Origin of the sequence: Vibrio sinaloensis DSM 21326, assembly GCF_000189275.1 — a bacterium.
GTDB lineage: Bacteria > Pseudomonadota > Gammaproteobacteria > Enterobacterales > Vibrionaceae > Vibrio > Vibrio sinaloensis.
In genome coordinates this window covers 47,338-70,106 of record NZ_AEVT01000008.1, presented here as the reverse complement: position 1 = coordinate 70,106, position 22,769 = coordinate 47,338, and the positions used below count along the sequence as shown (strand labels likewise).

Below are 22,769 nucleotides of genomic sequence, written 5' to 3'. Positions count from 1 at the left end.
ATCATGCCCACCTCTTGTCCAACTGCGTATTAGATTTGCGATGAAAAACACACACAATAGCCAAGAACGTCTCGAATATTTGAAACAGCAACTTCCTCTTGAGATCGCCCGCTCTGTCGCGGATACCATCAAGGAAGATCTAGGAGGAACTCTGGATCCGGCTGCAGACATTACCGCAAGTCTAATCCCAGCAGATGCGCATAACGAAGCAACGATCATCACTCGTGAACATGGTGTGTTTTGCGGCAAAGCTTGGGCTGACGAAGTGTTTAAGCAGCTTGGCGGAGAAGTACACATTGAATGGAACGTTGAAGATGGCGATAAGGTAGAGCCTAACCAAGTGTTGTGCACGCTCTCAGGCCCAGCGCGTGCGCTTCTTACGGGTGAGCGGAATGCGATGAACTTCATTCAAACTCTTTCAGGCTGCGCCACTGTGACTGCTGAATATGCTGAAAAGCTAGAAGGCACAGGCTGCCGCTTATTGGATACGCGCAAAACCATACCCGGCCTGCGTAGCGCACTGAAATACGCCGTCGCCTGTGGTGGTGGTTTTAACCACCGTATTGGCGTGTTCGACGCTTACCTAATCAAAGAAAACCACATCATCGCCAATGGCGGCATCAGCCAAACCATCAAAACGGCTAAAGAACTTAATCCTGGAAAACCCGTCGAGGTTGAAACGGAAAGCCTAGCTGAGCTGCAAGAAGCCATCGAAGCCGGTGCAGATATTATAATGCTGGATAACTTCACCACTGACATGATGCGTGAAGCTGTCAAAATCAATGCAGGTAGAGCCGCGTTAGAAAACTCTGGCAATGTCACTTTAGAGACATTGCGCGAATACGCTGAAACTGGTGTCGATTACATTTCGGTAGGCGCTCTGACCAAGCACTTAAAAGCCATGGATCTATCGATGCGCTTTAAATAAGCGGGCAAATATTTGCGATAAAAATCAAATTTATCATTTTTAAACAGAGACTTAGATGTCTCTGTTTTTTATAAAAGTAGTAAGCCGCATGTTAAACTGTGCGACTTCTCGTAGAGTTTTGCGCTCGGCCTGCAATTGAGCATCAAGTTTTTCACTGTTGCTCGGAATCCACTCGCCGACGAATATCTCGTGACTCTTATCCCTTTTATTCTCTCCACATCCACTGCATTTCATTACGGAGAGAACAATGCAAAACAATACCGCTCGTCGAGCAAAAGGTTTTACCCTAATTGAGCTTATGATTGTGGTCGCAATCATTGGTGTACTATCCGCTATCGCTATTCCTGCTTATAAAGATTATGTGAAACGCACAGAAGCGGCTTCGGGTTTAGCAACGCTAAAATCACTCCTCACCAACTATGACCTTTACGAGCAAGAAAGTGGCTCTGTTTCAAGCCTTGATCAAATAGGCACCCATGCTAATGTAAACCCACTAGGAACACTATCTACAGTGTCTAGTGGAGTGAAACTGACTTTCAATTCAACAGCAGCTCTCAATACAAAGTTCATCACTTATGCAAAATCTTCGATCTCAGGAGGTTCTGCAACAGTATGGGGCTGCACGCATGATACTGGCGTTACTCTAAAAGGTTGCTAAGTGACAACCAACCTTCCTGCAATACTGCGCCAAGCCGAGTTAATCAGCTCGGCGCAAGAGCAATCGGTTACCGAACAGATCAACGCTTCGAGGCGACCTGCCTCCGAAGCGTTGTTGGCGTTAGAGCTCTTTGACAGCCAGCAACTTACGCGACATCTTGAGCGGTTGTTTTCCCTGCCTCGAGTCCAGCTCGACACTTACCAATACCCAGAGCTATGCCAACAGCTAGGTTTGCGGGAGCTGATCACCCGCTTTAACGCCCTACCGATTGCCAAAGATAACCAACAGCTTACCGTCGCAGTGGCTGATCCAAGCCACCTCGAAGTGGAAGATGAGTTTCGCTTTGCTACTAGCTTGCGTGTTGAACTGGTGCTGGCGGATTATAATGAGTTAAAAGGGGCCATACGACGTTTGTACGGACGCGCAGTCCAATCATCAAACAGCCACAACCGCGACATTAACCAAGACGAACTAGCCAAGCTGGTCGATATTTCGTCTGACGAAGTCGGTCAAATTGAAGACTTAAGCCAAGACGATGCTCCTGTAAGTCGCTACATCAATCAGATTTTACTTGATGCGGTTCGCAAAGGTGCTTCTGATATCCATTTTGAACCTTACGAAGAATCGTACCGCGTCAGGCTACGCTGCGATGGCATCTTAATTGAGATTCAGCAGCCCGCTCACCATTTAAGTCGCCGCCTTGCAGCACGCATCAAAATCTTGGCCAAACTCGATATTGCCGAGCGGCGCCTGCCCCAAGATGGCCGAATCAAGATCAAGCTGGATCAAGACACCGCCATTGATATGCGCGTCTCCAGCTTACCGACACTGTGGGGCGAAAAAATTGTTCTCCGCTTACTCGACAGTAGCTCTGCTAGCCTCAATATTGATGCCTTAGGGTACAGCGATGAACAAAAGTCCCGTTACCTCACCGCACTTAAAAAACCGCAAGGCATGATCTTAATGACTGGGCCAACCGGGAGTGGCAAAACCGTTTCCCTCTACACTGGCCTTAAGCTGCTCAATACGCCAGAGGTCAATATCGCAACGGCGGAGGATCCGGTTGAGATCAATTTACCGGGAATCAATCAAGTTCAAGTCCAGCCTCAAATCGGTTTTGGCTTTGCCCAAGCCCTACGCGCGTTTCTTCGTCAAGACCCCGATATTGTCATGGTCGGCGAGATTCGCGATCTCGAAACCGCAGAGATTGCCGTTAAAGCGGCCCAAACTGGGCATTTAGTGTTGTCTACTTTACATACCAACTCAGCCGCTGAAAGTGTAGTCCGCTTAGCCAATATGGGGATTGAAGCGTTTAATATCGCCTCCTCGTTAAGCTTAATTATCGCGCAACGCCTAGCACGACGCCTCTGCTCACATTGCAAAGTCCGGGATGAAATCAGTGACGAGCTGCGTCAACAACTCAAACTTCCCGCTGATGCTCTAATCTACCAAGCACACTCTAAAGGCTGCCACGAATGTAACAATGGCTACGCTGGTCGAGTTGGCATCTATGAAGTCATGACCTTTAGCTCCCTACTCTCTCAAGCCATCGCTAAAGGTGCAACGGTACAACAAATTGAACTTCAAGCCCGTAAAGAAGGCATGAAAACCCTTAAAGAGTCCGGTATCGAAAAGCTGTCACAAGGCATAACCAGCCTACAAGAACTGCAACGCGTACTCTATTTATAGATAGGAACCTAAGGTGAAAAAGACATACTCAAACCAGCTCAAAAACTATCGTTGGAAAGGGATCAATAGCATTGGTAAGTCTGTTTCTGGCCAATTACTGGCAATGAACAAAATCGAAGTGAGGGATAAGCTCAAAGAGCAACACATCAAAGTCAAAAAGCTTAAACGGCGTAATATATCTTTTATCAAGCGGGCCACTCACAGAGTTAAGCGTAAAGACATTACCATTTTGACTCGTCAGCTTGCCACTATGTTAGTTACTGGTGTCCCACTTATTCAAGCGTTAAAGCTGGTTGCTGACAATCACCGTAAAGCGGAAATGAAATCCATTTTGGCGCAGATTGTAAAAGGGGTCGAATCGGGCACCCCGCTGTCTAAATCCATGCGTACTGCTAGCCAGCACTTTGATTCACTCTATATTGATCTGGTTACCTCTGGTGAGCAGTCGGGTAACCTTCCAGAAGTGTTTGAACGTATCGCCACCTACCGCGAGAAGTCAGAACAGCTAAGGGCAAAAGTTATCAAGGCGCTTATCTATCCGAGCATGGTCATGCTCACTGCGTTGTCCGTAACCTACCTTATGCTCACCGTTGTTATCCCAGAGTTCGAATCGATGTTTAAAGGGTTTGGTGCAGAATTACCTTGGTTTACCCAGCAAGTTTTAGCTTTATCTCACTGGGTACAAGATTATGGAGCTTTCGTCATACTCGCCTGCATCATCTCAGTGCTGCTGGTTAAAATGGCGCGAACGCGTTCATTTCGCATTCGGCTAGCAACCAGCAGAGCAAGCCTAAAATTGCCTATTCTAGGCAATGTTTTCTCCAAAGCGGCCATTGCCAAATTTAGTCGAACGCTCGCTACCAGCTTTAGTGCCGGTATACCTATTTTATCGAGTCTGAAAACCTCAGCAAAAACCGCAAATAGCGTTCACTACCAGCATGCTATCGATCAAGTCTATAGTGATACGGCCGCAGGTATGCCAATGTATATAGCAATGCGCAACAGTGATTCTTTTCCGGAAATGGTGCTGCAGATGGTCATGATCGGAGAAGAATCTGGGAGCCTTGATGATATGTTGCATAAAGTGGCAACCATTTATGAGTTCGAAATTGATAATACCGTCGACAACCTTGGCAAAATATTAGAGCCAATGATCATCATTTTTTTAGGGGTTGTTGTTGGCGGATTAGTGATCGCCATGTACCTACCCATCTTTAACTTAATGAGCGTGTTAGGATAAGATGACGATAATATAGATACCCTTAGTCACTCCTAGGCCCATAACATTTTGATAGAACTATTCCATTACTACCCTTGGTTGTTTCCAACTTTCGCGACTCTTTTAGGCTTAATCATAGGTAGCTTTCTCAACGTGGTGATTCATCGCCTCCCCATTATGATGGAGCGAGAGTGGCGTACAGAATGTGCGGAGAGTTTTCCTGAATATAAGATTTCTCCTCCAACGGGCACCTTCAACCTTAGCGTGCCACGTTCAACCTGCCCTAGTTGCAAAACACCGATACGAGCAAGAGACAATATCCCGGTTCTGAGTTGGCTGATGCTAAAAGGCAAGTGCCACCAATGCCAACATGCCATCAGTAAACGTTACCCTCTAGTAGAATTGCTCACGGCAGCTCTGAGCTTTGCGATCGCATATCAACTTGGCTTTAGCTATTATTCTATGGCTCTGCTATTTTTTACTTTCACTTTGATTGCAGCGACGTTTATTGACCTCGATACTATGCTGCTTCCAGACTCCCTAACATTGCCATTGATGTGGACCGGTATTACTCTGGCACTCGTTGGCATAAGCCCCATCAGCTTGCAAAATGCCGTTATTGGTGCGATAGCTGGTTATCTCTCGTTATGGTCAGTCTATTGGCTGTTTAAGCTCATTACCGGTAAAGATGGCATGGGCTATGGTGACTTTAAACTGCTCGCTGCCCTAGGTGCCTGGTTGGGTTGGCAGCAACTGCCAATGATCATTCTGTTTTCCTCTTTGGTAGGGTTAGTGTTAGGTTTAATCCAACTGCGCCTTAAGCGACAAGGTATCGACAAAGCTTTTCCGTTTGGCCCTTACTTAGCGATTGCAGGCTGGATTAGTATGATGTGGGGTGGCTCCATCTGGAACTGGTATCTCAACCACTTTTTAGGATTGTAGTATGTCTTTTGTCATTGGATTGACTGGCGGTATTGCCAGTGGAAAAACCACGGTCGCGAATCTCTTTCACCAGCAATTTGCGATTGATATCGTTGATGCTGATATCGTCGCTCGCGAAGTGGTCGCCCCCGGGAGTGAGGGGCTAAAAGCCATTATTGAAAAGTTTGGCGCGGATATCTTGCTCGACGATGGTCAACTCAACCGAGCTAAATTACGAAACGTTATCTTTTCTGACCCAAGTGCGAAACAGTGGCTGAACCAGTTACTCCACCCAATGATTCGCCAAAAAATGTTAAGCGATCTGGAAAAGACTACCTCCGCGTACGCGCTGCTCGTCATTCCCTTGATGGTTGAAAATGACTTACATCACCTAGCCGATCAAGTCTTGGTTGTCGATGTCAGTGAAAACACGCAGATAGAGAGGACCATGGTTCGAGACAAAGTAGCGCCGGAACAAGCTCGCTCTATATTGGCTTCACAGGCGACTCGCGAGCAACGATTAGCAATCGCTGACTACGTGATTAAAAATGACACAGAAAACCAAAAACTTTTGCCTCAAATCACAGAATTACATAAAAAGTTTCTAGAAAAGAGTAGGGAAAATCTGTGAGAATAAAGGCAGAACCATTCACGATAGCATTTTGATGACCACTCACTATTTCGAACATCCACTAAACGAAAAGACGCGCATCTACTTAAGAGTTGAGGCGCTGCTCAGCCAACTGCGTTTAGCAGCGGAATTTAGTGACGATATGCAGCACCTCGTGTTTTATCGCTCTCTATTTGACCTATTGGAAATCTTCGAACAAATTCAGCTAAAGAGTGAGTTAGCAAAAGATATAGAGAAGCAACGTTTAACCTACCGAGCCTGGCTAAATGTCGATGGTGTCGATCAAGACATGTTGCAAGGTATCTTGCGTGAAGTCGACGGCGCTCATAGTAAACTCATGAGTGCCGAGCGCTTTGGTCAAAGCCTAAAGGAAGACCGATTTTTGAGTGCTATTCGTCAGCGCTTTAATCTTCCAGGCGGTTCATGCTGTTTTGATTTGCCAGCACTTCACCACTGGCTGCACCTACCTAGCGACAGAAAACAAGCTGACGCAGCCCAATGGTTAGATTCTCTAATGCCATTGGCCGATGCATTGACGTTGTGGCTCAAACTCACGCGTGAAACCGGACACTTTCGCAACCATACCGCGCAAGCTGGTTTCTACCAAAGTGACGCTGATGAAGCCAATATTCTTCGTTTAGAAATACCAATGCAATTTGGCGTTTACCCTATGATTTCAGGGCATAAAAATCGATTTGCGATTAAGTTCATTGAATTCGGGTCAGGCCAAGCCTCCACTGCTAATGTAGAGTTCAATCTAGCCGTGTGTAGCTAACCCTGAAACACCTATACTCTATTCAGAGCCACCTGTACTAACTGAGATAACTCCATGTCTAAAATTACTGTAGTTCCGTGCCCACAATGTGGTACGGACGTTCAATGGGGCGAGCAAAGCCCTTTCCGCCCTTTCTGTAGTAAACAGTGCCAGATGATTGATTTCGGTGAATGGGCAGATGAAGAGAACAGTATCCCCGGAGCACCAGATATGTCCGATGCTGACGGCTGGTCGGAAGATCAATATTAATTGACGCTGTGTGATTTAAGCTGACGTAAAGAGCTGATGTGAAAGCATCGGCTTTTTTGTTTCTGATACCAATCGAGAAATTTTGCTTCTGACTGGTATTTGAGAAATATGGGCGAAGGTATTTTTGCTCGATCAAGGCGGAGGAGCGGAGTTTACGCCAGTAAATGAACCCCGACGGCAAGAGTAGATAAGAAAATCGCAACTGATAAGCAACGAATAAAAAAACGGAGCCACATGGGCTCCGTTTAAGATGAGAACGCTAGTTATAGCATTACTTCTTAGCAAGTTTCTCTTTAATACGAGCAGACTTACCAGAACGCTCACGTAGGTAGTACAACTTGGCACGACGTACTGCACCACGGCGTTTAACTTCGATGCTATCAACGATTGGAGAGTGTGTTTGGAACGTACGCTCAACACCTTCACCGTTAGAGATCTTACGTACAGTGAAAGCAGAGTGTAGACCACGGTTACGGATTGCGATTACAACGCCTTCGAAAGCCTGTAGACGCTCACGGTCACCTTCTTTTACCTTAACTTGAACAACAACAGTGTCACCTGGTGCAAATTTAGGTAGGTCTGATTTCATTTGCTCTTGCTCAAGAGCTTTGATGATGTTACTCATTTTTAAAATTCCTAGAATAAACTGATACTAATTAAATTAGGTTACTTTGCATTTTGTTCACTGATGAACTCAGCAAGTAATTGTTCCTGTTCGTCAGTCAGAGCTAGGTTTTCCAGGAGCTCTGGTCTTCTTAGCCAAGTTCGGCCTAACGACTGTTTTAGTCGCCAGCGACGAATTTCCTTATGGTTGCCAGACATGAGTACCGCAGGTACCTCTTTATCGTCTAGTAACTCAGGGCGCGTATAGTGTGGGCAATCCAACAAACCATTTGCAAAAGAATCCTCTTCTGCTGACGCGAAATCTCCCAATACTCCCGGTACAAACCGAGATACAGAATCAATCAATGTCATGGCGGGAATCTCACCACCTGTCATCACAAAATCTCCAATTGACCATTCTTCGTCAACTTCAGATTGGATGATACGCTCATCTACCCCTTCGTAACGGCCACAAATTAGAAGTAAATTCTCATTTGTTGCCAGTTCTTCAACCCCTTTCTGGTCAAGCTTGCGACCTTGAGGAGAGAGGTAAATGACTTTCGTCTTTCCCGGTGATGCTTGCTTGGCAGTATGAATAGCATCGCGCAAAGGCTGAACCATCATAAGCATGCCAGGGCCACCACCGTAAGGTCTATCATCGACAGTTCGATGTTTGTCATGAGTGAAATCACGAGGATTCCATGTCTCAATCGACAAAAGACCTTTTTTAACCGCTTGACCTGTTACTCCATAATCAGTAACAGAACGGAACATTTCAGGAAACAGGCTAATAATGCCAACCCACATGTTTATCTCGCTCTGTGATTTTGGAGTTTAGAATCCAGGATCCCAGTCAACTTCGATCCGTTGAGCTGTGCGATCAATTGTTTTGATCACTTGCTCTTCAAGGAACGGGATTAAGCGTTCCTTTTGCCCGAAAGCATCTTTCAGATTTGCTTTTACAACCAGAACATCGTTGGAGCCCGTTTCTAGCATGTCAGAGACAGTGCCGAGATCGTAACCTTTATCGGTTACCACTTGCATTCCAATCAAATCACGCCAATAGAATTCATCTGATGGCAATTCTGGAAGAACAGCAGGGTCAATAGAGATTTCAAAGTTAGTCATCAGTTGCGCTTCTTCACGCACATCAAGACCTTCCAGCTTTACCACCAAACCTTTGTTATGGCGCTTCCAGCTTTCTACTTTGTACTCAACCCACTTCTCACCTTGCTTAATAAACCAAGGTGCGTAATCAAATATGCTTTCAGTATTGTCTGTGTAGGAAAAAACCTTGAGCCAACCACGAATGCCATAAGTAGCACCAAACTTGCCTACAACAATCTTGTCATCGCTCATTGTTTCTTTACCTTTCATCGACATAAGCTAATTTCTTCTTTTATTAAGAATTAAGCCGCTTTTTGAGCGTCTTTAACTAGCTTAGCAACGCGGTCAGATAGAGATGCGCCTTGACCAACCCAGTGGTTAACGCGATCTAGGTCTAGACGTAGACCTTCTTCTTGACCTTTAGCAGTTGGGTTGAAGAAACCAACTTTCTCGATGAAACGGCCAGTTGCTGCATTGCGGCTGTCCGCTACTACGATTTGATAAAATGGACGCTTCTTAGCGCCGTGACGTGCCAAACGAATGGTTACCATGTCGTCCTCTTTGCTTTCTCAAAAATAAAATTAACCCCAGAAACCATTTATCGCTAAATGATTTGGGGCTCGTGCCAAAATAAAGCTCCGGAATTTTACTCTTATTCCGGAGCAATGCAAGGTCTTTAGCTACTTTTTCACCAACATAAAACGAAACTTAAGTTTGTGACCGAGCTAACACCTTGAAATTTTTATTGCAGGGGTGAATTAGCGCCCAAACGGATTGAAGCCACCGCCTCCCATTCCGCCCATACCCCCCATCATACCTTGCATGTTACGCATCATGCCTTTCATGCCACCCTTTTGCATTTTCTTCATCATTTTCTGCATCTGGGTGAATTGTTTAAGCAAACGGTTCACGTCTTGTACTTGAGTGCCAGAACCCGCCGCTATACGCTTTTTACGCGAGCCTTTAATCAGTTCCGGACGCTGACGCTCTTTCATCGTCATCGAGTTAATGATGGCTTCCATCTGCTTAAACATCTTGTCATCGACTTTGTCTTTGACATTATCCGGTAAATTGCTCATGCCAGGCAGCTTATCCATCATGCCCATCATGCCACCCATATTTTGCATCTGGCCAAGCTGCTCGCGGAAGTCTTCAAGGTCGAAGCCTTTCTTCTCTTTAAACTTCTTAGCTAGCTTTTCCGCTTTCTCTGTATCGACATTGCGTTGTAGGTCTTCAATTAAAGACAGCACATCGCCCATGCCGAGGATTCGAGATGCAACACGATCTGGGTGGAAAGGTTCGAGTGCATCGGTTTTTTCACCGACACCCAAGAATTTAATTGGTTTACCCGTGATATGACGAACAGATAGCGCGGCACCGCCTCGAGCATCACCATCAACTTTGGTCAGGATAACACCTGTTAGAGGTAGAGCATCGCCAAACGCTTTTGCCGTATTCGCCGCATCTTGACCTGTCATCGCATCAACGACGAATAAGGTTTCAACTGGATTGATTGCTGAGTGGAGGTCTTGAATCTCACCCATCATCTGCTCATCAATCGCAAGGCGACCCGCCGTATCGACAACCAGTACATCGTAGAATTTTTTCTTGGCATGATCGATCGCTGCATTAGCAATATCAATTGGCTTCTGATCAGCAGAAGAAGGGAAGAAGTCAACACCAATATCAGACGCAAGAGTTTCAAGCTGCTTGATTGCGGCTGGACGATATACGTCGGCAGAGACAACCAATACCTTTTTCTTTTCTCTCTCTTTTAATAGCTTAGATAGCTTACCTACCGAGGTGGTTTTACCCGCACCTTGTAGACCGGCCATTAAGATAACCGCAGGCGGCTGAGCAGCTAAGTTAAGTGCTTCGTTTGACTCACCCATCACGGCTTCAAGTTCAGTCTGAACTATCTTGATGAACTCTTGACCTGGAGTCAAAGATTTCGATACTTCAACACCAACTGCGGCTTCTTTTACACGTTTAATGAAATCGCGAACAACAGGCAGAGCGACGTCCGCCTCAAGAAGCGCCATACGTACTTCACGCAGCGTGTCTTTAATATTGTCTTCAGTCAGGCGACCTTTACCGCTGATGTTCTTCAGCGTCTTGGACAATCGATCCGTTAAATTTTCAAACATCTTAAGTCTCTTAGTTAGGTGAAATCGAACGATGATTCACCCTTAAATTTAGCGACAATTACTGTGATTATACCTTAGCCAACCCAGACTGGACACTGCCTTAACAACTTTTGGTATCTCATGTCACGTAAATGAGGGACATAAGTCATAGCTCAAGTCGTTGATGCAGGGTATAATTTGTTAAAAATCCACCAGCTTCTAGAGAACCATGGACAACTTAATCGCCGTTGTTGCTGCAATACTCTACTTTTTAGCAATAGCGACAATCATACCGGGGCTTGTCAACCAGACTGGTATCCGTGCTAAAACTGTATTAATCAGTGCTTTCTTGGCGCTGGCTTTTCATGCCTGGTTGTTAAGTGATTTGATCATTGAAGCTTCAGGACAAAACCTCAGTATTCTCAATGTTGCCTCATTAATAAGCTTTATAATCTCACTCGTATTGAGCGTCGCCATGCTCAAAACGCGACTGTGGTTCTTACTCCCGGTAGTTTATAGTTTTTCAGCCATTAACCTAAGCGCCGCCGCCTTTTTGCCAAGTACCTTTATTACCCACCTTGAGCAAGACCCTAAATTGCTAATCCACATTTCATTAGCATTATTCTCTTATTCCACCTTAACCATTGGTGCGCTTTACGCTCTGCAGCTTGCGTGGCTTGACCACAAACTTAAAGCCAAAAAGGCATTGGCGATTAACCCCAACTTACCGCCGCTGTTAATGGTGGAAAGACAACTATTTAATATTATTTTGCTGGGGACAGCCCTACTAACCGGTACCCTCATCACAGGCTTTGTCTTTGTTCAAGATATGTTCGCTCAAGGAAAAGCGCACAAAGGGGTTTTGTCATTTATCGCTTGGCTGATATACACCACCCTGTTGTGGGGACACTACCAAAAAGGCTGGCGAGGAAGAAAAATTACTTGGTTTGCAGTGGCAGGGGCAACTCTGTTAACCCTTGCCTATTTTGGTAGCCGCTTTGTACGGGAAATCATCCTTAGTTAATCACACCTCCAAGGTGCATCAAGTGCACCTTTGTTTTACAATACGCCAGGCCTTAACCGACATTGACTTACTGAAATAATTAGGTCATAAATTAACCAAACATCACAAGGAAAAGATAAGCTTTGGACGACATATCAACGGGTATCTTATTTGCGCTACTCGCGTGTCTTATCGTAATTTCAGGATATTTTTCAGGTTCAGAGACAGGGATGATGGCTTTGAACCGCTATCGCCTTAAACACCTCGCCAACACGGGTCATAAAGGTGCAAAGCGCGTTGAAAAACTGCTCGATCGTCCAGACCGTTTGATTGGTTTGATCTTAATTGGTAACAACCTAGTCAACATATTAGCTTCTGCTATTGCCACTATTTTAGGTATGCGTTTGTACGGTGACTTAGGGGTCGCTATCGCGACAGGTGCATTAACACTAGTCGTTCTGGTCTTTGCTGAAGTAACTCCTAAGACTTTAGCTGCGCTCTACCCTGAACGAGTCTCTTACGCCAGCAGTATCGTTCTTACCGTTTTGATGAAGTTGCTCTCACCACTGGTAATGTTTGTTAACTTTATTACCAATGGGTTTATTCGTTTGCTTGGCATCAAAGCAGATCACGGCGGAGAAGATCACCTAAGTTCAGAGGAACTGCGTACCGTGGTAAACGAAGCGGGCAGCCTAATTCCTCGCCGTCACCAAGATATGCTGATTTCAATCTTAGATTTAGAGCATGTCACGGTAAACGACATCATGGTACCGCGTAATGAAATTACCGGCATCGACATCAATGATGACTGGAAGTCTATCGTCAGACAGTTAACCCACTCTCCTCATGGTCGAGTGGTGCTTTATCGTGATCAAATCGATGAAGTGGTTGGCATGTTGCGCCTGCGTGAATCTTACCGCTTGATGTTAGAGAAAAACGAATTCACGAAAGAGACTCTACTTAGAGCTGCGGATGAAGTCTACTTCATCCCAGAAAGTACACCTCTCAATGTTCAACTGCTCAAGTTCCAACGAAACAAACAGCGCATTGGTCTGATTGTTGATGAGTATGGTGACATCATTGGGTTGATTACTCTGGAAGATATACTCGAAGAAATTGTTGGCGAATTTACCACCTCAATTGCGCCAAGTTTATCTGAAGAGATCACCCCACAAGGGGACGGCAGTTTCCTTATTGACGGTAGCGCCAATATCCGCGATATCAACAAAGGTTTAAAATGGAAGCTACCGACAGATGGCCCTCGCACTTTGAACGGTTTGATCTTGGAGCATCTTGAAGACATTCCAGAAAGCCACTTGAGTGTGCAAGTGTCTGGACATCCGATGGAGATAGTTGAACTGGAAGAAAATCGAATTAAGTCTGTACGAGTTTTTCCTAAACTGTCGAAATAACCCCTCTTAGTACATCAAAAAAGCCTTGGCAAACGCCAAGGCTTTTCATTTGTTATGCCAGACTTATTACTCTTCGTTAACGCTGAACAGATTCTCCATGCTCAAACCTTGTTTGATGAGGATCTCTCTTAATCGGCGTAAACCTTCTACTTGAATTTGACGAACGCGTTCACGAGTCAAGTTGATTTCACGCCCAACTTCTTCCAATGTCGATGGCTCGTAACCAAGCAGGCCAAAACGGCGTGCTAGCACTTCTTTCTGCTTTGGATTGAGCTCATCTAGCCAATGAATCAAAGAATTCTTGATATCGTCATCTTGGGTCGAGACTTCTGGGTCAGAGTTGTTCACATCAGGAATGATGTCGAGTAATGCTTTTTCCCCATCACCACCGATCGGAGTATCAACAGAGCTGATGCGTTCATTCAGACGCAGCATCTTGCTCACATCGTCAACTGGCTTATCGAGTTTTGTCGCGATCTCTTCCGCAGTCGGTTCATGGTCCAGTTTCTGTGACAGCTCTCGAGCGGTACGCAGGTAGATATTGAGCTCTTTGACTACGTGGATAGGTAATCGAATCGTACGTGTCTGGTTCATCAGTGCACGCTCGATCGTTTGGCGGATCCACCAAGTTGCGTAAGTTGAAAAGCGGAAGCCGCGTTCAGGGTCGAACTTTTCTACGGCACGAATAAGCCCTAGGTTACCTTCTTCGATCAAATCAAGTAGAGCTAGGCCACGATTGCTATAACGGCGCGAGATTTTTACTACCAAGCGCAAATTACTTTCAATCATACGCTTACGGGCCGCTTCATCGCCTCTTAATGCTCGGCGCGCGTAAAGGACTTCTTCCTCTGCAGTTAATAGTGGTGAAAAGCCGATTTCCCCAAGATAAAGTTGAGTGGCATCTAGGCTTTTGGCAGAAGCGTCAAAATCTTCCTTCTCTTTGACTTCTTCAGCTACTGTAGGTTTTATGGATGAGGATTCTTGATTTGTCGCAAACGTGTTTGCGTTTTCTTGCCCAATCTCGAATTCTTCGACTTTCGTTGCTGCATTGCTGATACTCATAGCGCCTCCCCCTGGCGAGCTAGCAAGACATTACTACGTCTAATGTCGCTATTTTACCTAGTCAGTAAATTATTACGGTAAGTAGCGTTTTGGATTCACCGACTTACCTTGATAGCGAATTTCAAAGTGCAAACGAACACTGTTGGCTCCAGAGCTGCCCATTGTTGCAATTTTTTGGCCTGCTTTTACACTCTGTCCTTCGTGTACTAGCAACCGGTCATTATGTGCATATGCGCTTAAGTAGTTATCGTTATGTTTTACAATCACAAGATTGCCGTAACCTCGTAACGCATTGCCTGAATAAACGACGGTGCCACCTGCTGTAGAGACGATAGGCTGACCTCGCTGTCCTGCAATGTCGATGCCTTTATTCCCTTGGTCCCCAGCAGAAAAGTTTTTAATCACTCTCCCTTTAGTTGGCCATAACCACTTGGAAACTTTATTGTTTTTCGGCTGCTCATTACTAACAACCTTGTTAACATTTTGTTTACCAGTAGGTTTAACATACTCCTTTGGTTTAGATTGTTCAACCTTCTTTGGCGGCTGTTTTTGCGCTACTTTTTGCGTATTCTGACTACTAGAGGACGTAACCTTTTGATTTGAGTTTTTACTCGAGTTCGCTGATGGTTTGGCTGGTGTTACGACAGGAGGTGTCGTTGGCTTAGCTGCGACCGCAACCACTGGAGCTCCAGCCCCTGTGCCACCGTACGCTGGCGGGTTATATGCAGGCTTCCATAATCTGAGCTTTTGTCCCGGATAGATAGTGTAAGGCGCTGTCAAATCGTTGTAACGAATAATTTCTTTTACATCTTTATCTGTGACATAGGCTATAAAGTAGAGGGTGTCGCCCTTTTTCACTTCGTAATAGCTACCACGATAACTGCCCCGAGATACAGAGCTATAATCTTTCTTCAACCCTGAAACAGGCGCAGGGGAGTGCGCAGCGCACCCTACCAGTGCACCGCAAAGGCCCATCATTAAGATTGAACGAGATTTAAACAACATGATTAAGCGAGGTCACCTGCTACTAGCGGCACAAAACGCACAACTTCAATAACTTCTGACAGATAGCTTTCCCCTTGGCGAGTAATTTTAAGTAGCTGCTGCTCTTGGGTTCCCACTGGTATCACCATCACGCCGCCCTCTGATAGCTGAGAGAGTAATGCCGGAGGGACAGATTCTGCTGCTGCGGTGACGATGATCGCATCAAACGGGGCTTTCGCTGCCCACCCTTGCCAACCGTCACCATGCTTGGTCGAGACGTTATAAATATCTAACTGCTTTAGGCGACGTTTTGCTTCCCACTGCAAAGCTTTAATTCTCTCAATGGAGAAGACATGCTCAACTAACTGAGCAAGTACCGCGGTTTGGTAACCAGAGCCAGTGCCAACCTCTAAGACTTTGCTATCGCGACTAAGTTCCAACACCTCTGTCATTTTTGCCACGATATAGGGCTGAGATATTGTCTGACCTTGGCCAATAGGTAACGCATTATTGTCATACGCTTGATGCATCATCGCTTGAGAAACAAACTGCTCACGCGGTAATTGACGGATCGCCTGTAACACATGGGAGTTTTGAATACCGTTTGCCACAAGAAAGTCGACCAGTCTGTCTGCCTGTGGTTTTGTCATCCTTATTGATCCTTCAACCAGTTATCCATACTTCTTAGAGACTCATGCGCTGTCAGATCAACCTGTAAAGGTGTCACAGAAACATAGCCTTGATCCACAGCGTAAAAGTCCGTTCCCTCCCCGGCATCTTGCTCTTTACCAGGAGGGCCAAGCCAATATATATCATGCCCTCTAGGATCTTGCTGCTTTATCATTGCTTCTGCGTGATGACGAGCACCCAAGCGGGTCACGGCAATACCTTTCAGCTCGTCAAAATCCATATCAGGTACGTTAATGTTGAGCAACCTATTGGTAGGAATAGGTTTATTAAGGTGTTGCTCTACAATTTGACGGGCAATTTTCCCCGCAGTGGCAAAATGTTGTTTACCCACCAAGGAAAATGCAACGGCTTGAACACCTAAGAAATGCCCTTCCATTGCAGCAGCAACGGTGCCTGAATAAAGCACATCATCACCAAGATTTGCTCCGTGGTTAATACCCGAAAGCACAAGATCCGGGAGATCATCTTTCATTAATTCATTAAGCGCAAAGTGAACACAGTCGGTTGGAGTACCTTGCACCGAATAAGTTTTAGGTGCAATTTCGGTGACTCTAAGTGGCTGCTCTAAAGTCAATGAATTTGAAGCCCCTGAGCGATTTCGATCTGGAGCCACTATGGTAACCTCTGCAATATCGCGCAGACTGTCAGCCAATGCATGAATCCCTTGCGCATGGACGCCATCATCGTTACTAAGTAAGATTTTTAGCGTTTTCTCTGCCATTAGTACACTCGCTCAACGTCAATTTCTTCAATCAATTCACGAACAATCGCTGTAGCAAAACAACCAGAATCTAGCGAAAAGCTTAAGGTCACATCCTCTCCATCCACTGACCAAGTCAGGTCTTGTGCTTTCAAAGCTATCGGGCGACGTTCATGGCGCATACGATTTCCTCGAATCAACGCCATTAAATCAGGTTCAGCATCCAAATATGGCTGCTCCAGATCCAATGCTTGCTGTTGAGTTGGTAAAGCATTATCTCCGGCCATAGCCGCTGTAATTTGCGCTTCAGTATTGGTTATCAGACACTGACTCTGCTCTAAAGAGGCGCTAGAAACCAGTTGTAGCCCCGATTCCGTTTGCAGCAAATCACCCTCAATCGTTTGATTAAAAAGCCCTTTTTCAATTCGAGCCGAAACAATACTGTTAAAAATCCAAGAACGTGCGGCAGATAGCATCATGCTGCGTTTATTTTGGTTCCGAGTACGAACATTCTCTTTGCCCCAACGTCTGGCTTCTTCCAAGTTATTACCTTGGTTGCCAAAACGCTGGCTGCCAAAATAGTTTGGTACACCCATTTGGGAAATCACGCTTAAACGTTGAAGTACGTCTTCCACATCACTCACTTCCGATAAAGTAACGGTAAAGTGGTTACCCGCTAACTCTCCAGGGCGCAGCTTTTTGTTATGACGCGTCGTAGCAAGAATCTCAATGCTTGGGTATTGAGCTAAAAATGCCGAAAAATCTGGCGTATAGCCCTTTGGTAAGTGAACACTTAACCACTGCTCAGTCACCGCATGGCGGTCCTTGAGGCCAGCCCAGCTGACATCTTTCGATTTCACCCCACAAGCTTTAGCTAACTCATTAGCCACAAAGCTAGTGTTTTCACCCGTTTTGCGAATGTGGACCAGTAGATGTTCACCACTGCCCGCGAACTCGTAACCGAGAATTTCTTTCACCTGAAAGTGCTCAGGTTGAGCTTTAATTTTGCCAGTGGCAGTTGGCTTACCATTTAGGTAAGCCAAAGAAGATAAAATGTCGGACATAGAATGTTCCATTATACGTGGCCCTAATATAGGAATAGCAGACCACGTATCACGTGATTATTTTTTTGTTAGTAGCACAACCGCTTCAGCAGCAATGCCTTCTTTTCGGCCTGTAAAACCGAGACGTTCCGTCGTAGTGGCTTTCACGTTTACGTTAAATAGCTCTGTTTCGAGATCGTGGGCAATCGCAGCGCACATCGCTTCAATGTGCGGAGCCATTTTCGGAGCTTGCGCCATGATTGTCACATCGGCATTCCCCAACACATACCCTTGCTCTTTAACGCGACGATAGACATCACGCAAAAGATCGCGGCTATCTGCGCCCTTCCACTCGTCATCGGTATCAGGGAAGTGACGGCCAATGTCACCAGCGGCAATCGCACCGAGCAAAGCATCACACAGAGCGTGCAGCGCAACATCACCGTCAGAGTGCGCAATAAGGCCTTGTTCATAAGGGATTGCCACGCCACCAATAATCACAGGGCCTTCGCCACCAAATTTGTGAACGTCAAAACCGTGACCTATTCGAATCATAAGTTATCCTTCATTTCTTGTGAGATAAAACTCAGCCAGTGCGAGGTCTTCAGGTTGTGTAATTTTTATATTTGTCGCACTGCCTTGCACCAAAGCTGGAGATTCCCCCATCCACTCCAGTGCTGAGGCTTCATCGGTAATCGCGACACCTTGTTCCAGTGCGCGTGATAAAGCTTGGCTCAACGGCTCAGTTTTAAACATTTGTGGAGTAAGTGCATGCCACAAAGCTTCCCGTTCTACGGTATGTTCAATATCTTGCAGCGCATTTGCGCGCTTCATAGTATCTCTAACTGGTGAGGCTAAGATCGCGCCACATGAGTGCTGGCTTGCCGTTGCTACAAGACTATCAATATCTTGCAAGCTTACGCATGGTCTCGCTGCATCATGCACCATTACCCAACCCGCAAGCTGGTTTTTGACAACATAGTCTAATCCAGATAACACCGAATCGGCGCGCTCTTTTCCACCAGAAACTCGAATGACGTCCTGGCGCTGACTGATCGACAATGTTGAGTAGTATGGGTCTTGTTCGCTGACGGCTACAATTACCGACTTAATCAAGGGGTGAGCTAACAGCTTTTCAACGGTGTGCTCTAATACAGTTTTGTCTTCAATGGTTAGGTATTGCTTGGGTCTATCTGCCTGCATTCGACTGCCAACGCCAGCCGCTGGAACAATGGCGATCACTGAGCCCATCACGAGTTCAGACATTTACTCTTCCTCACCAATAATTCGGTAAAATGTTTCACCCTCTTTGACCATCCCTAGTTCATGGCGGGCTCGTTCTTCGATCGCATCTAACCCTTGGCGTAAATCATCAATCTCAGCAAACATTTCATTATTGCGCGCTTGCAGGTTACTGTTCGCTTCGTGCTGTACTTCTATGTCAGCATCCACCAATTGAAAGTCAGAGATCCCGTTTTTACCAAACCACAATTCAAACTGCAGCCAGCCTAAAACGATCATTAGAGTCAAAGCAAAAATTCGCATACGTTTGATTCAAAGAAGAGGGAAAAAGAAAAGCCACATATATACCACAATGTCGCTGACAGCGCGAGATTGGGCAATGTGGCTTCACAGATATACGGGTAGAAAGAAATCAGTTCATTAGCAAGAAGCCCAACAAACCGACCCCAAGGATAAGCCGATAAATCACGAAAGGTGTCATACCCATACGAGAAATTAACTTCAAGAAGAAATGAATACACAAATAGGCACTGATGAATGACGTAATAATGCCCGTCATCAAGAAGCCGTAATGGATAGGCTCACCACTGGTGACCAGCTTAAGGCCCAAGTAGCTGCCCGCCAAAGAAATAATCGGAATCGACATTAAGAATGAGAAACGCGCAGCTGCCTCACGAGTGAAGCCAAGATATAATGCAGCCGTGATGGTTGCACCTGAGCGAGAAGTACCTGGGATCAGAGCCATCGCTTGAGCCAAACCGATAAACAGTGCTTTCTTCCACCCTGCCTGATACTCATCTTCCGCTAGCTTAGCTGTTTTATCCACGTACCAGAGTAGCAAACCAAAAACGATCGTCGTGATAGCAATGACCCAAGCACTACGTAAATAGAGCTCGATAAAATCTTTAAGTACCAAGCCAAATACGCAAGCGGGTATGGTGGCAATAACAATCATCCAAGCAAGCTTAGCCTCTTTGCTGCGATCCGCTTTGAATATAGAGGCAAAGAACGCGTTCAACAAAGAAACGACTTCTTTTCTAAAATAGATCACAACCGCCGCTAGCGTCCCGACATGCACAGCAACATCGAAAGCTAAACCTTGGTCTTCCCACCCTAAGATGGCCGAAGGCAAGATAAGGTGGGCTGAACTGGAGATCGGTAAAAACTCAGTCAGGCCTTGAATTAACGCCAAAACAAAGGCTTCAAAATAACTCATTAGAATCTCATTACATTATTGATTGAACCAAACAGGAACTGGCACCAATTCAGTCTCAAAACGAGACTGCTGCCAAATCTGCTCAATGCTTCTGCCATCGCTGGGGACGATCAAGTACGGACAAAGTTCCAACATGGGTTGTAAAACGAACGCGTACTTAAAAATGTCGCTACGAGGCAACTCTGGTTGAGCCTGAGAAACTTCCTCACCGAATAGAATAATATCTAGGTCTATCGTTCTAGGCTCGAGTTTGCCTGCATTAGCAGAGCGCCCCCATTTGAGCTCAATTGCTCGTAGTTGTCGCGCAAAATCCGCTAATTCTAGTGACGTTTTCATTTCTACGACAAGGTTATAGAAACTATTGCTGTCAAATCCGACAGCTTCACACTCGAATATGGTCGAAAGACGAATATCTCGACCTAATTGAGACAGCTCTTGAACAGCCACTTGAATGTGTTTCCGCCTATCTATATTGGACCCGATGCCAATATAAGCAGTAATCATGCATGACCTCTTTCAATCACAACACCGACACCTTTTGCTTGAGCAACTGCTCCGGGCTTAGTTAGACGGATCTTGACCCAAGGTACGTTAAAACGTTGCATGATAAGCTCAGCAACTTCTTCGGCGACCCGCTCGACCAGTAAAAATCGACCACGTTCAATGTGGGTAAGTACCGCACCACTCACTTGCGCATAATCCAATGCATCAACAACGTCATCACTCTTACCAGCAGGACGATTATCGTGGGCCATTTCAATATCAAGCACGAGTTTTTGCTTTATTTGTTGTTCCCAGTCGTACACACCTATAGTGGTGATTACTTCAAGTTGTTCGATAAATACTTTATCCATGCATTACTTCCTTTAGAGGTCGGATACCCAAAATTAACAAAAAGTCGTACTATTCGCCTGCTCAAAGCATTATTGTTGAGGTTGGCAAGCTCGATATAATATCAATTAGTTGCCTGACAAACATCTCCAAAGACGAGTTAACTTTATATGACCCCATTAGCACTCATTATGATTATCGTTGCCTACCTGTTAGGTTCGATTTCGAGTGCAGTGTTGATTTGTAGAATGTTGCGCCTACCAGACCCAAGAAAAATGGGTTCTCACAATCCCGGCGCAACCAATGTGCTGCGTATTGGCGGAAAAAAGGCCGCGGTCGCGGTACTTCTGTGCGATATGCTAAAAGGCACCATCCCTGTTTGGGGCGCGTTCTTTTTAGGTATTGAACCCGTTATCTTAGGTGTGATTGCGATTGCGGCTTGCCTTGGGCACATGTACCCCATCTTTTTCCACTTCAAAGGGGGGAAAGGCGTGGCAACGGCACTGGGCGCCATTGCACCGATCGGGCTCGACTTTACCGCTATGGTAGTGGCCACATGGTTAGTCGTTGCCTTCACGTTTCGCTATTCATCTCTAGCCGCATTGGTCACTGTATTGTTAGCGCCGCTCTATACTTGGCTGGTGAAACCTCAATACACCTTACCTGTAGCCATGTTGTGTTGCTTGATTGTTTTTCGCCACCATCAAAATATTAAACGTCTATTTATGGGTGAAGAACCTAAAATTGGTGATAAGAAAAACAAACTAAATAAGGCCTCGTAATGAGGCCTTATTTCGATCATATATTGTTGCTTACACGTGCTTAGCTAGAAAGTCACTCAACATACCCGTCACAAATTCAGCTTGCTCCAAGTTAGAAATATGCCCGGCTTTTGGGATCTGAATCAACTGCGATCCTGAGATGGTGTCGTGCATCAAATACGACTCTAAAACTGGACGAGGGATATCTTCTTGCCCAACAGCGATAAGAACAGGCAAGGCAAACTTCTCAATCTCTTCAATTTGATCTCGGCGACCAAAGACCATGCGCCCCACACGAGCGACTTCAACCGCTTGCTCGCCCTTAAGATTTGCCAATTTTTCTCGAAAGTCACTGACCAGTTGTGGCGACTCTTGCGCAGCATTGTTAGCAAAGAAGAGTGGTGTAATCGCATCAACCATCGGCTCAGGGACCATTTGCGCTGCAGTAATAGTGTCAAGCATAGAAAAGTATTTAGCGTGGGTCACTTCTGGCTCTAAGCCAACAAAGGTATCCATTAGCACCAAAGACTTAACTCGAGATGGTACCAAAGAGACCAATTCACACCCCCACATTCCTCCGACCGACAACCCAACAACGGAGAACTGCTCGACCTCTAAATGATCCATCAACGCAACGATTTGTTGCGCATAATCGGTAAGTGTACGTGTTTGCAGTGGCGCGGGTTGAGAGGCCCCATGCGCCCATAGTTCAGGCACAATGCAGCGGTAATGTTGGCTCAAGGCCGCCACTTGCGGAGCCCACATGGCACTATCCCAAAGGTAGCTGTGACCGAATACGACAACCGGGCCAGCGCCCACATCTTGGTAGGCCATCTCGCGGCCATCAATAACAAACTTCTTCATGGTTCTATCCATTGATTATTTTTATAAAACGAGAGCTTACCATTATTACTCGTCA

The 22,769-nt window shown here is 45.7% G+C and carries 28 protein-coding genes; 11 read left to right on the top strand and 17 right to left on the bottom strand.

Annotated elements, in window-relative coordinates:
- Positions 1 to 40: 40 nt before the first annotated feature.
- The 8 genes from nadC to yacG all read left to right on the top strand — a co-directional run bounded on the left by nadC (position 41) and on the right by yacG (position 7,070).
- Positions 41 to 928, top strand: a complete 888-nt coding sequence (gene nadC, locus RH45_RS01960) for a carboxylating nicotinate-nucleotide diphosphorylase (protein WP_008073205.1) — start codon at positions 41 to 43, stop codon at positions 926 to 928.
- Between the two features lie 247 nt (positions 929 to 1,175).
- Positions 1,176 to 1,586: a pilin gene (locus RH45_RS01950; protein ID WP_008073203.1), complete on the top strand. Its 411-nt coding sequence runs from the start codon at positions 1,176 to 1,178 to the stop codon at positions 1,584 to 1,586.
- Positions 1,587 to 3,275, top strand: a complete 1,689-nt coding sequence (pilB, locus tag RH45_RS01945) for a type IV-A pilus assembly ATPase PilB (protein ID WP_008073200.1) — start codon at positions 1,587 to 1,589, stop codon at positions 3,273 to 3,275.
- Positions 3,276 to 3,288: 13 nt separating this feature from the next.
- Positions 3,289 to 4,515, top strand: coding sequence for a type II secretion system F family protein (locus RH45_RS01940; protein ID WP_008073198.1), 1,227 nt, complete (start codon positions 3,289 to 3,291; stop codon positions 4,513 to 4,515).
- A 51-nt stretch (positions 4,516 to 4,566) separates the two neighbouring features.
- Positions 4,567 to 5,436, top strand: a complete 870-nt coding sequence (locus RH45_RS01935; protein ID WP_039958132.1) for a prepilin peptidase — start codon at positions 4,567 to 4,569, stop codon at positions 5,434 to 5,436.
- Between the two features lies 1 nt (position 5,437).
- A complete protein-coding gene (gene coaE, locus RH45_RS01930) occupies positions 5,438 to 6,046 on the top strand; it encodes a dephospho-CoA kinase (RefSeq protein ID WP_008073194.1) in 609 nt (202 codons plus the stop codon).
- Between the two features lie 34 nt (positions 6,047 to 6,080).
- Complete coding sequence (zapD, locus tag RH45_RS01925) at positions 6,081 to 6,821, top strand: cell division protein ZapD (RefSeq protein WP_008073193.1); 741 nt, start codon at positions 6,081 to 6,083, stop codon at positions 6,819 to 6,821.
- A gap of 54 nt (positions 6,822 to 6,875) precedes the next feature.
- Positions 6,876 to 7,070: a DNA gyrase inhibitor YacG gene (gene yacG / locus RH45_RS01920; RefSeq protein ID WP_039958119.1), complete on the top strand. Its 195-nt coding sequence runs from the start codon at positions 6,876 to 6,878 to the stop codon at positions 7,068 to 7,070.
- A gap of 271 nt (positions 7,071 to 7,341) precedes the next feature.
- On the opposite strand, the gene rplS is transcribed toward yacG, so the two are convergent.
- From rplS to ffh, 5 genes are all read right to left on the bottom strand, one after another.
- Entirely contained in the window at positions 7,342 to 7,695 is a 354-nt protein-coding gene (gene rplS, locus RH45_RS01915; protein WP_008073188.1) for a 50S ribosomal protein L19, read from the bottom strand.
- Positions 7,696 to 7,736: 41 nt separating this feature from the next.
- Positions 7,737 to 8,480: a tRNA (guanosine(37)-N1)-methyltransferase TrmD gene (trmD, locus tag RH45_RS01910; protein ID WP_008073186.1), complete on the bottom strand. Its 744-nt coding sequence runs from the start codon at positions 8,478 to 8,480 to the stop codon at positions 7,737 to 7,739.
- A gap of 27 nt (positions 8,481 to 8,507) precedes the next feature.
- The gene (gene rimM / locus RH45_RS01905) at positions 8,508 to 9,056 is read right to left on the bottom strand and encodes a ribosome maturation factor RimM (protein WP_008073184.1); all 549 of its coding nucleotides are present in this window, start codon (positions 9,054 to 9,056) and stop codon (positions 8,508 to 8,510) included.
- A gap of 26 nt (positions 9,057 to 9,082) precedes the next feature.
- Complete coding sequence (gene rpsP, locus RH45_RS01900; protein WP_005438039.1) at positions 9,083 to 9,331, bottom strand: 30S ribosomal protein S16; 249 nt, start codon at positions 9,329 to 9,331, stop codon at positions 9,083 to 9,085.
- A gap of 207 nt (positions 9,332 to 9,538) precedes the next feature.
- Complete coding sequence (gene ffh / locus RH45_RS01895; protein ID WP_008073179.1) at positions 9,539 to 10,927, bottom strand: signal recognition particle protein; 1,389 nt, start codon at positions 10,925 to 10,927, stop codon at positions 9,539 to 9,541.
- Between the two features lie 208 nt (positions 10,928 to 11,135).
- On the opposite strand from ffh, the gene RH45_RS01890 reads away from it, so the two are divergent.
- Positions 11,136 to 11,930: a cytochrome C assembly family protein gene (locus RH45_RS01890; protein ID WP_008073177.1), complete on the top strand. Its 795-nt coding sequence runs from the start codon at positions 11,136 to 11,138 to the stop codon at positions 11,928 to 11,930.
- A gap of 122 nt (positions 11,931 to 12,052) precedes the next feature.
- The gene (locus RH45_RS01885) at positions 12,053 to 13,321 is read left to right on the top strand and encodes an HlyC/CorC family transporter (RefSeq protein WP_008073175.1); all 1,269 of its coding nucleotides are present in this window, start codon (positions 12,053 to 12,055) and stop codon (positions 13,319 to 13,321) included.
- 66 nt (positions 13,322 to 13,387) lie between these two features.
- Here RH45_RS01885 and rpoS read toward each other — a convergent pair whose 3' ends face one another.
- From rpoS to folB, 11 genes are all read right to left on the bottom strand, one after another.
- Positions 13,388 to 14,383 carry an RNA polymerase sigma factor RpoS gene (gene rpoS / locus RH45_RS01880; RefSeq protein ID WP_008073173.1) on the bottom strand — a complete coding sequence of 332 codons (996 nt, stop codon included), beginning with the start codon at positions 14,381 to 14,383 and terminating at the stop codon, positions 13,388 to 13,390.
- A 72-nt stretch (positions 14,384 to 14,455) separates the two neighbouring features.
- Positions 14,456 to 15,388, bottom strand: a complete 933-nt coding sequence (gene nlpD, locus RH45_RS01875; protein WP_008073171.1) for a murein hydrolase activator NlpD — start codon at positions 15,386 to 15,388, stop codon at positions 14,456 to 14,458.
- 2 nt (positions 15,389 to 15,390) lie between these two features.
- The gene (locus RH45_RS01870) at positions 15,391 to 16,017 is read right to left on the bottom strand and encodes a protein-L-isoaspartate(D-aspartate) O-methyltransferase (RefSeq protein WP_008073169.1); all 627 of its coding nucleotides are present in this window, start codon (positions 16,015 to 16,017) and stop codon (positions 15,391 to 15,393) included.
- A gap of 2 nt (positions 16,018 to 16,019) precedes the next feature.
- A complete protein-coding gene (surE, locus tag RH45_RS01865; RefSeq protein WP_008073167.1) occupies positions 16,020 to 16,778 on the bottom strand; it encodes a 5'/3'-nucleotidase SurE in 759 nt (252 codons plus the stop codon).
- The gene (gene truD, locus RH45_RS01860) at positions 16,778 to 17,821 is read right to left on the bottom strand and encodes a tRNA pseudouridine(13) synthase TruD (protein WP_008073165.1); all 1,044 of its coding nucleotides are present in this window, start codon (positions 17,819 to 17,821) and stop codon (positions 16,778 to 16,780) included. The genes surE and truD overlap by 1 nt, the downstream gene beginning before the upstream one ends.
- A gap of 57 nt (positions 17,822 to 17,878) precedes the next feature.
- Positions 17,879 to 18,355, bottom strand: coding sequence for a 2-C-methyl-D-erythritol 2,4-cyclodiphosphate synthase (ispF, locus tag RH45_RS01855; protein ID WP_008073163.1), 477 nt, complete (start codon positions 18,353 to 18,355; stop codon positions 17,879 to 17,881).
- Positions 18,356 to 18,358: 3 nt separating this feature from the next.
- The gene (gene ispD, locus RH45_RS01850) at positions 18,359 to 19,066 is read right to left on the bottom strand and encodes a 2-C-methyl-D-erythritol 4-phosphate cytidylyltransferase (RefSeq protein WP_008073162.1); all 708 of its coding nucleotides are present in this window, start codon (positions 19,064 to 19,066) and stop codon (positions 18,359 to 18,361) included.
- Positions 19,067 to 19,345: a cell division protein FtsB gene (ftsB, locus tag RH45_RS01845; RefSeq protein ID WP_008073161.1), complete on the bottom strand. Its 279-nt coding sequence runs from the start codon at positions 19,343 to 19,345 to the stop codon at positions 19,067 to 19,069.
- Positions 19,346 to 19,454: 109 nt separating this feature from the next.
- A complete protein-coding gene (locus tag RH45_RS01840) occupies positions 19,455 to 20,258 on the bottom strand; it encodes an undecaprenyl-diphosphate phosphatase (protein WP_008073160.1) in 804 nt (267 codons plus the stop codon).
- Between the two features lie 15 nt (positions 20,259 to 20,273).
- Positions 20,274 to 20,762, bottom strand: a complete 489-nt coding sequence (folK, locus tag RH45_RS01835) for a 2-amino-4-hydroxy-6-hydroxymethyldihydropteridine diphosphokinase (RefSeq protein WP_008073158.1) — start codon at positions 20,760 to 20,762, stop codon at positions 20,274 to 20,276.
- A complete protein-coding gene (folB, locus tag RH45_RS01830) occupies positions 20,759 to 21,112 on the bottom strand; it encodes a bifunctional dihydroneopterin aldolase/7,8-dihydroneopterin epimerase (RefSeq protein ID WP_008073152.1) in 354 nt (117 codons plus the stop codon). The genes folK and folB overlap by 4 nt, the downstream gene beginning before the upstream one ends.
- A 147-nt stretch (positions 21,113 to 21,259) precedes the next feature.
- Between folB and plsY the strand changes: the two genes are divergently transcribed.
- Positions 21,260 to 21,871: a glycerol-3-phosphate 1-O-acyltransferase PlsY gene (plsY, locus tag RH45_RS01825; protein WP_008073151.1), complete on the top strand. Its 612-nt coding sequence runs from the start codon at positions 21,260 to 21,262 to the stop codon at positions 21,869 to 21,871.
- A gap of 30 nt (positions 21,872 to 21,901) precedes the next feature.
- On the opposite strand, the gene RH45_RS01820 is transcribed toward plsY, so the two are convergent.
- On the bottom strand, positions 21,902 to 22,714 hold the full coding sequence (locus RH45_RS01820) for an alpha/beta fold hydrolase (RefSeq protein ID WP_008073150.1): 813 nt from the start codon (positions 22,712 to 22,714) through the stop codon (positions 21,902 to 21,904).
- Positions 22,715 to 22,769 lie beyond the last annotated feature (55 nt).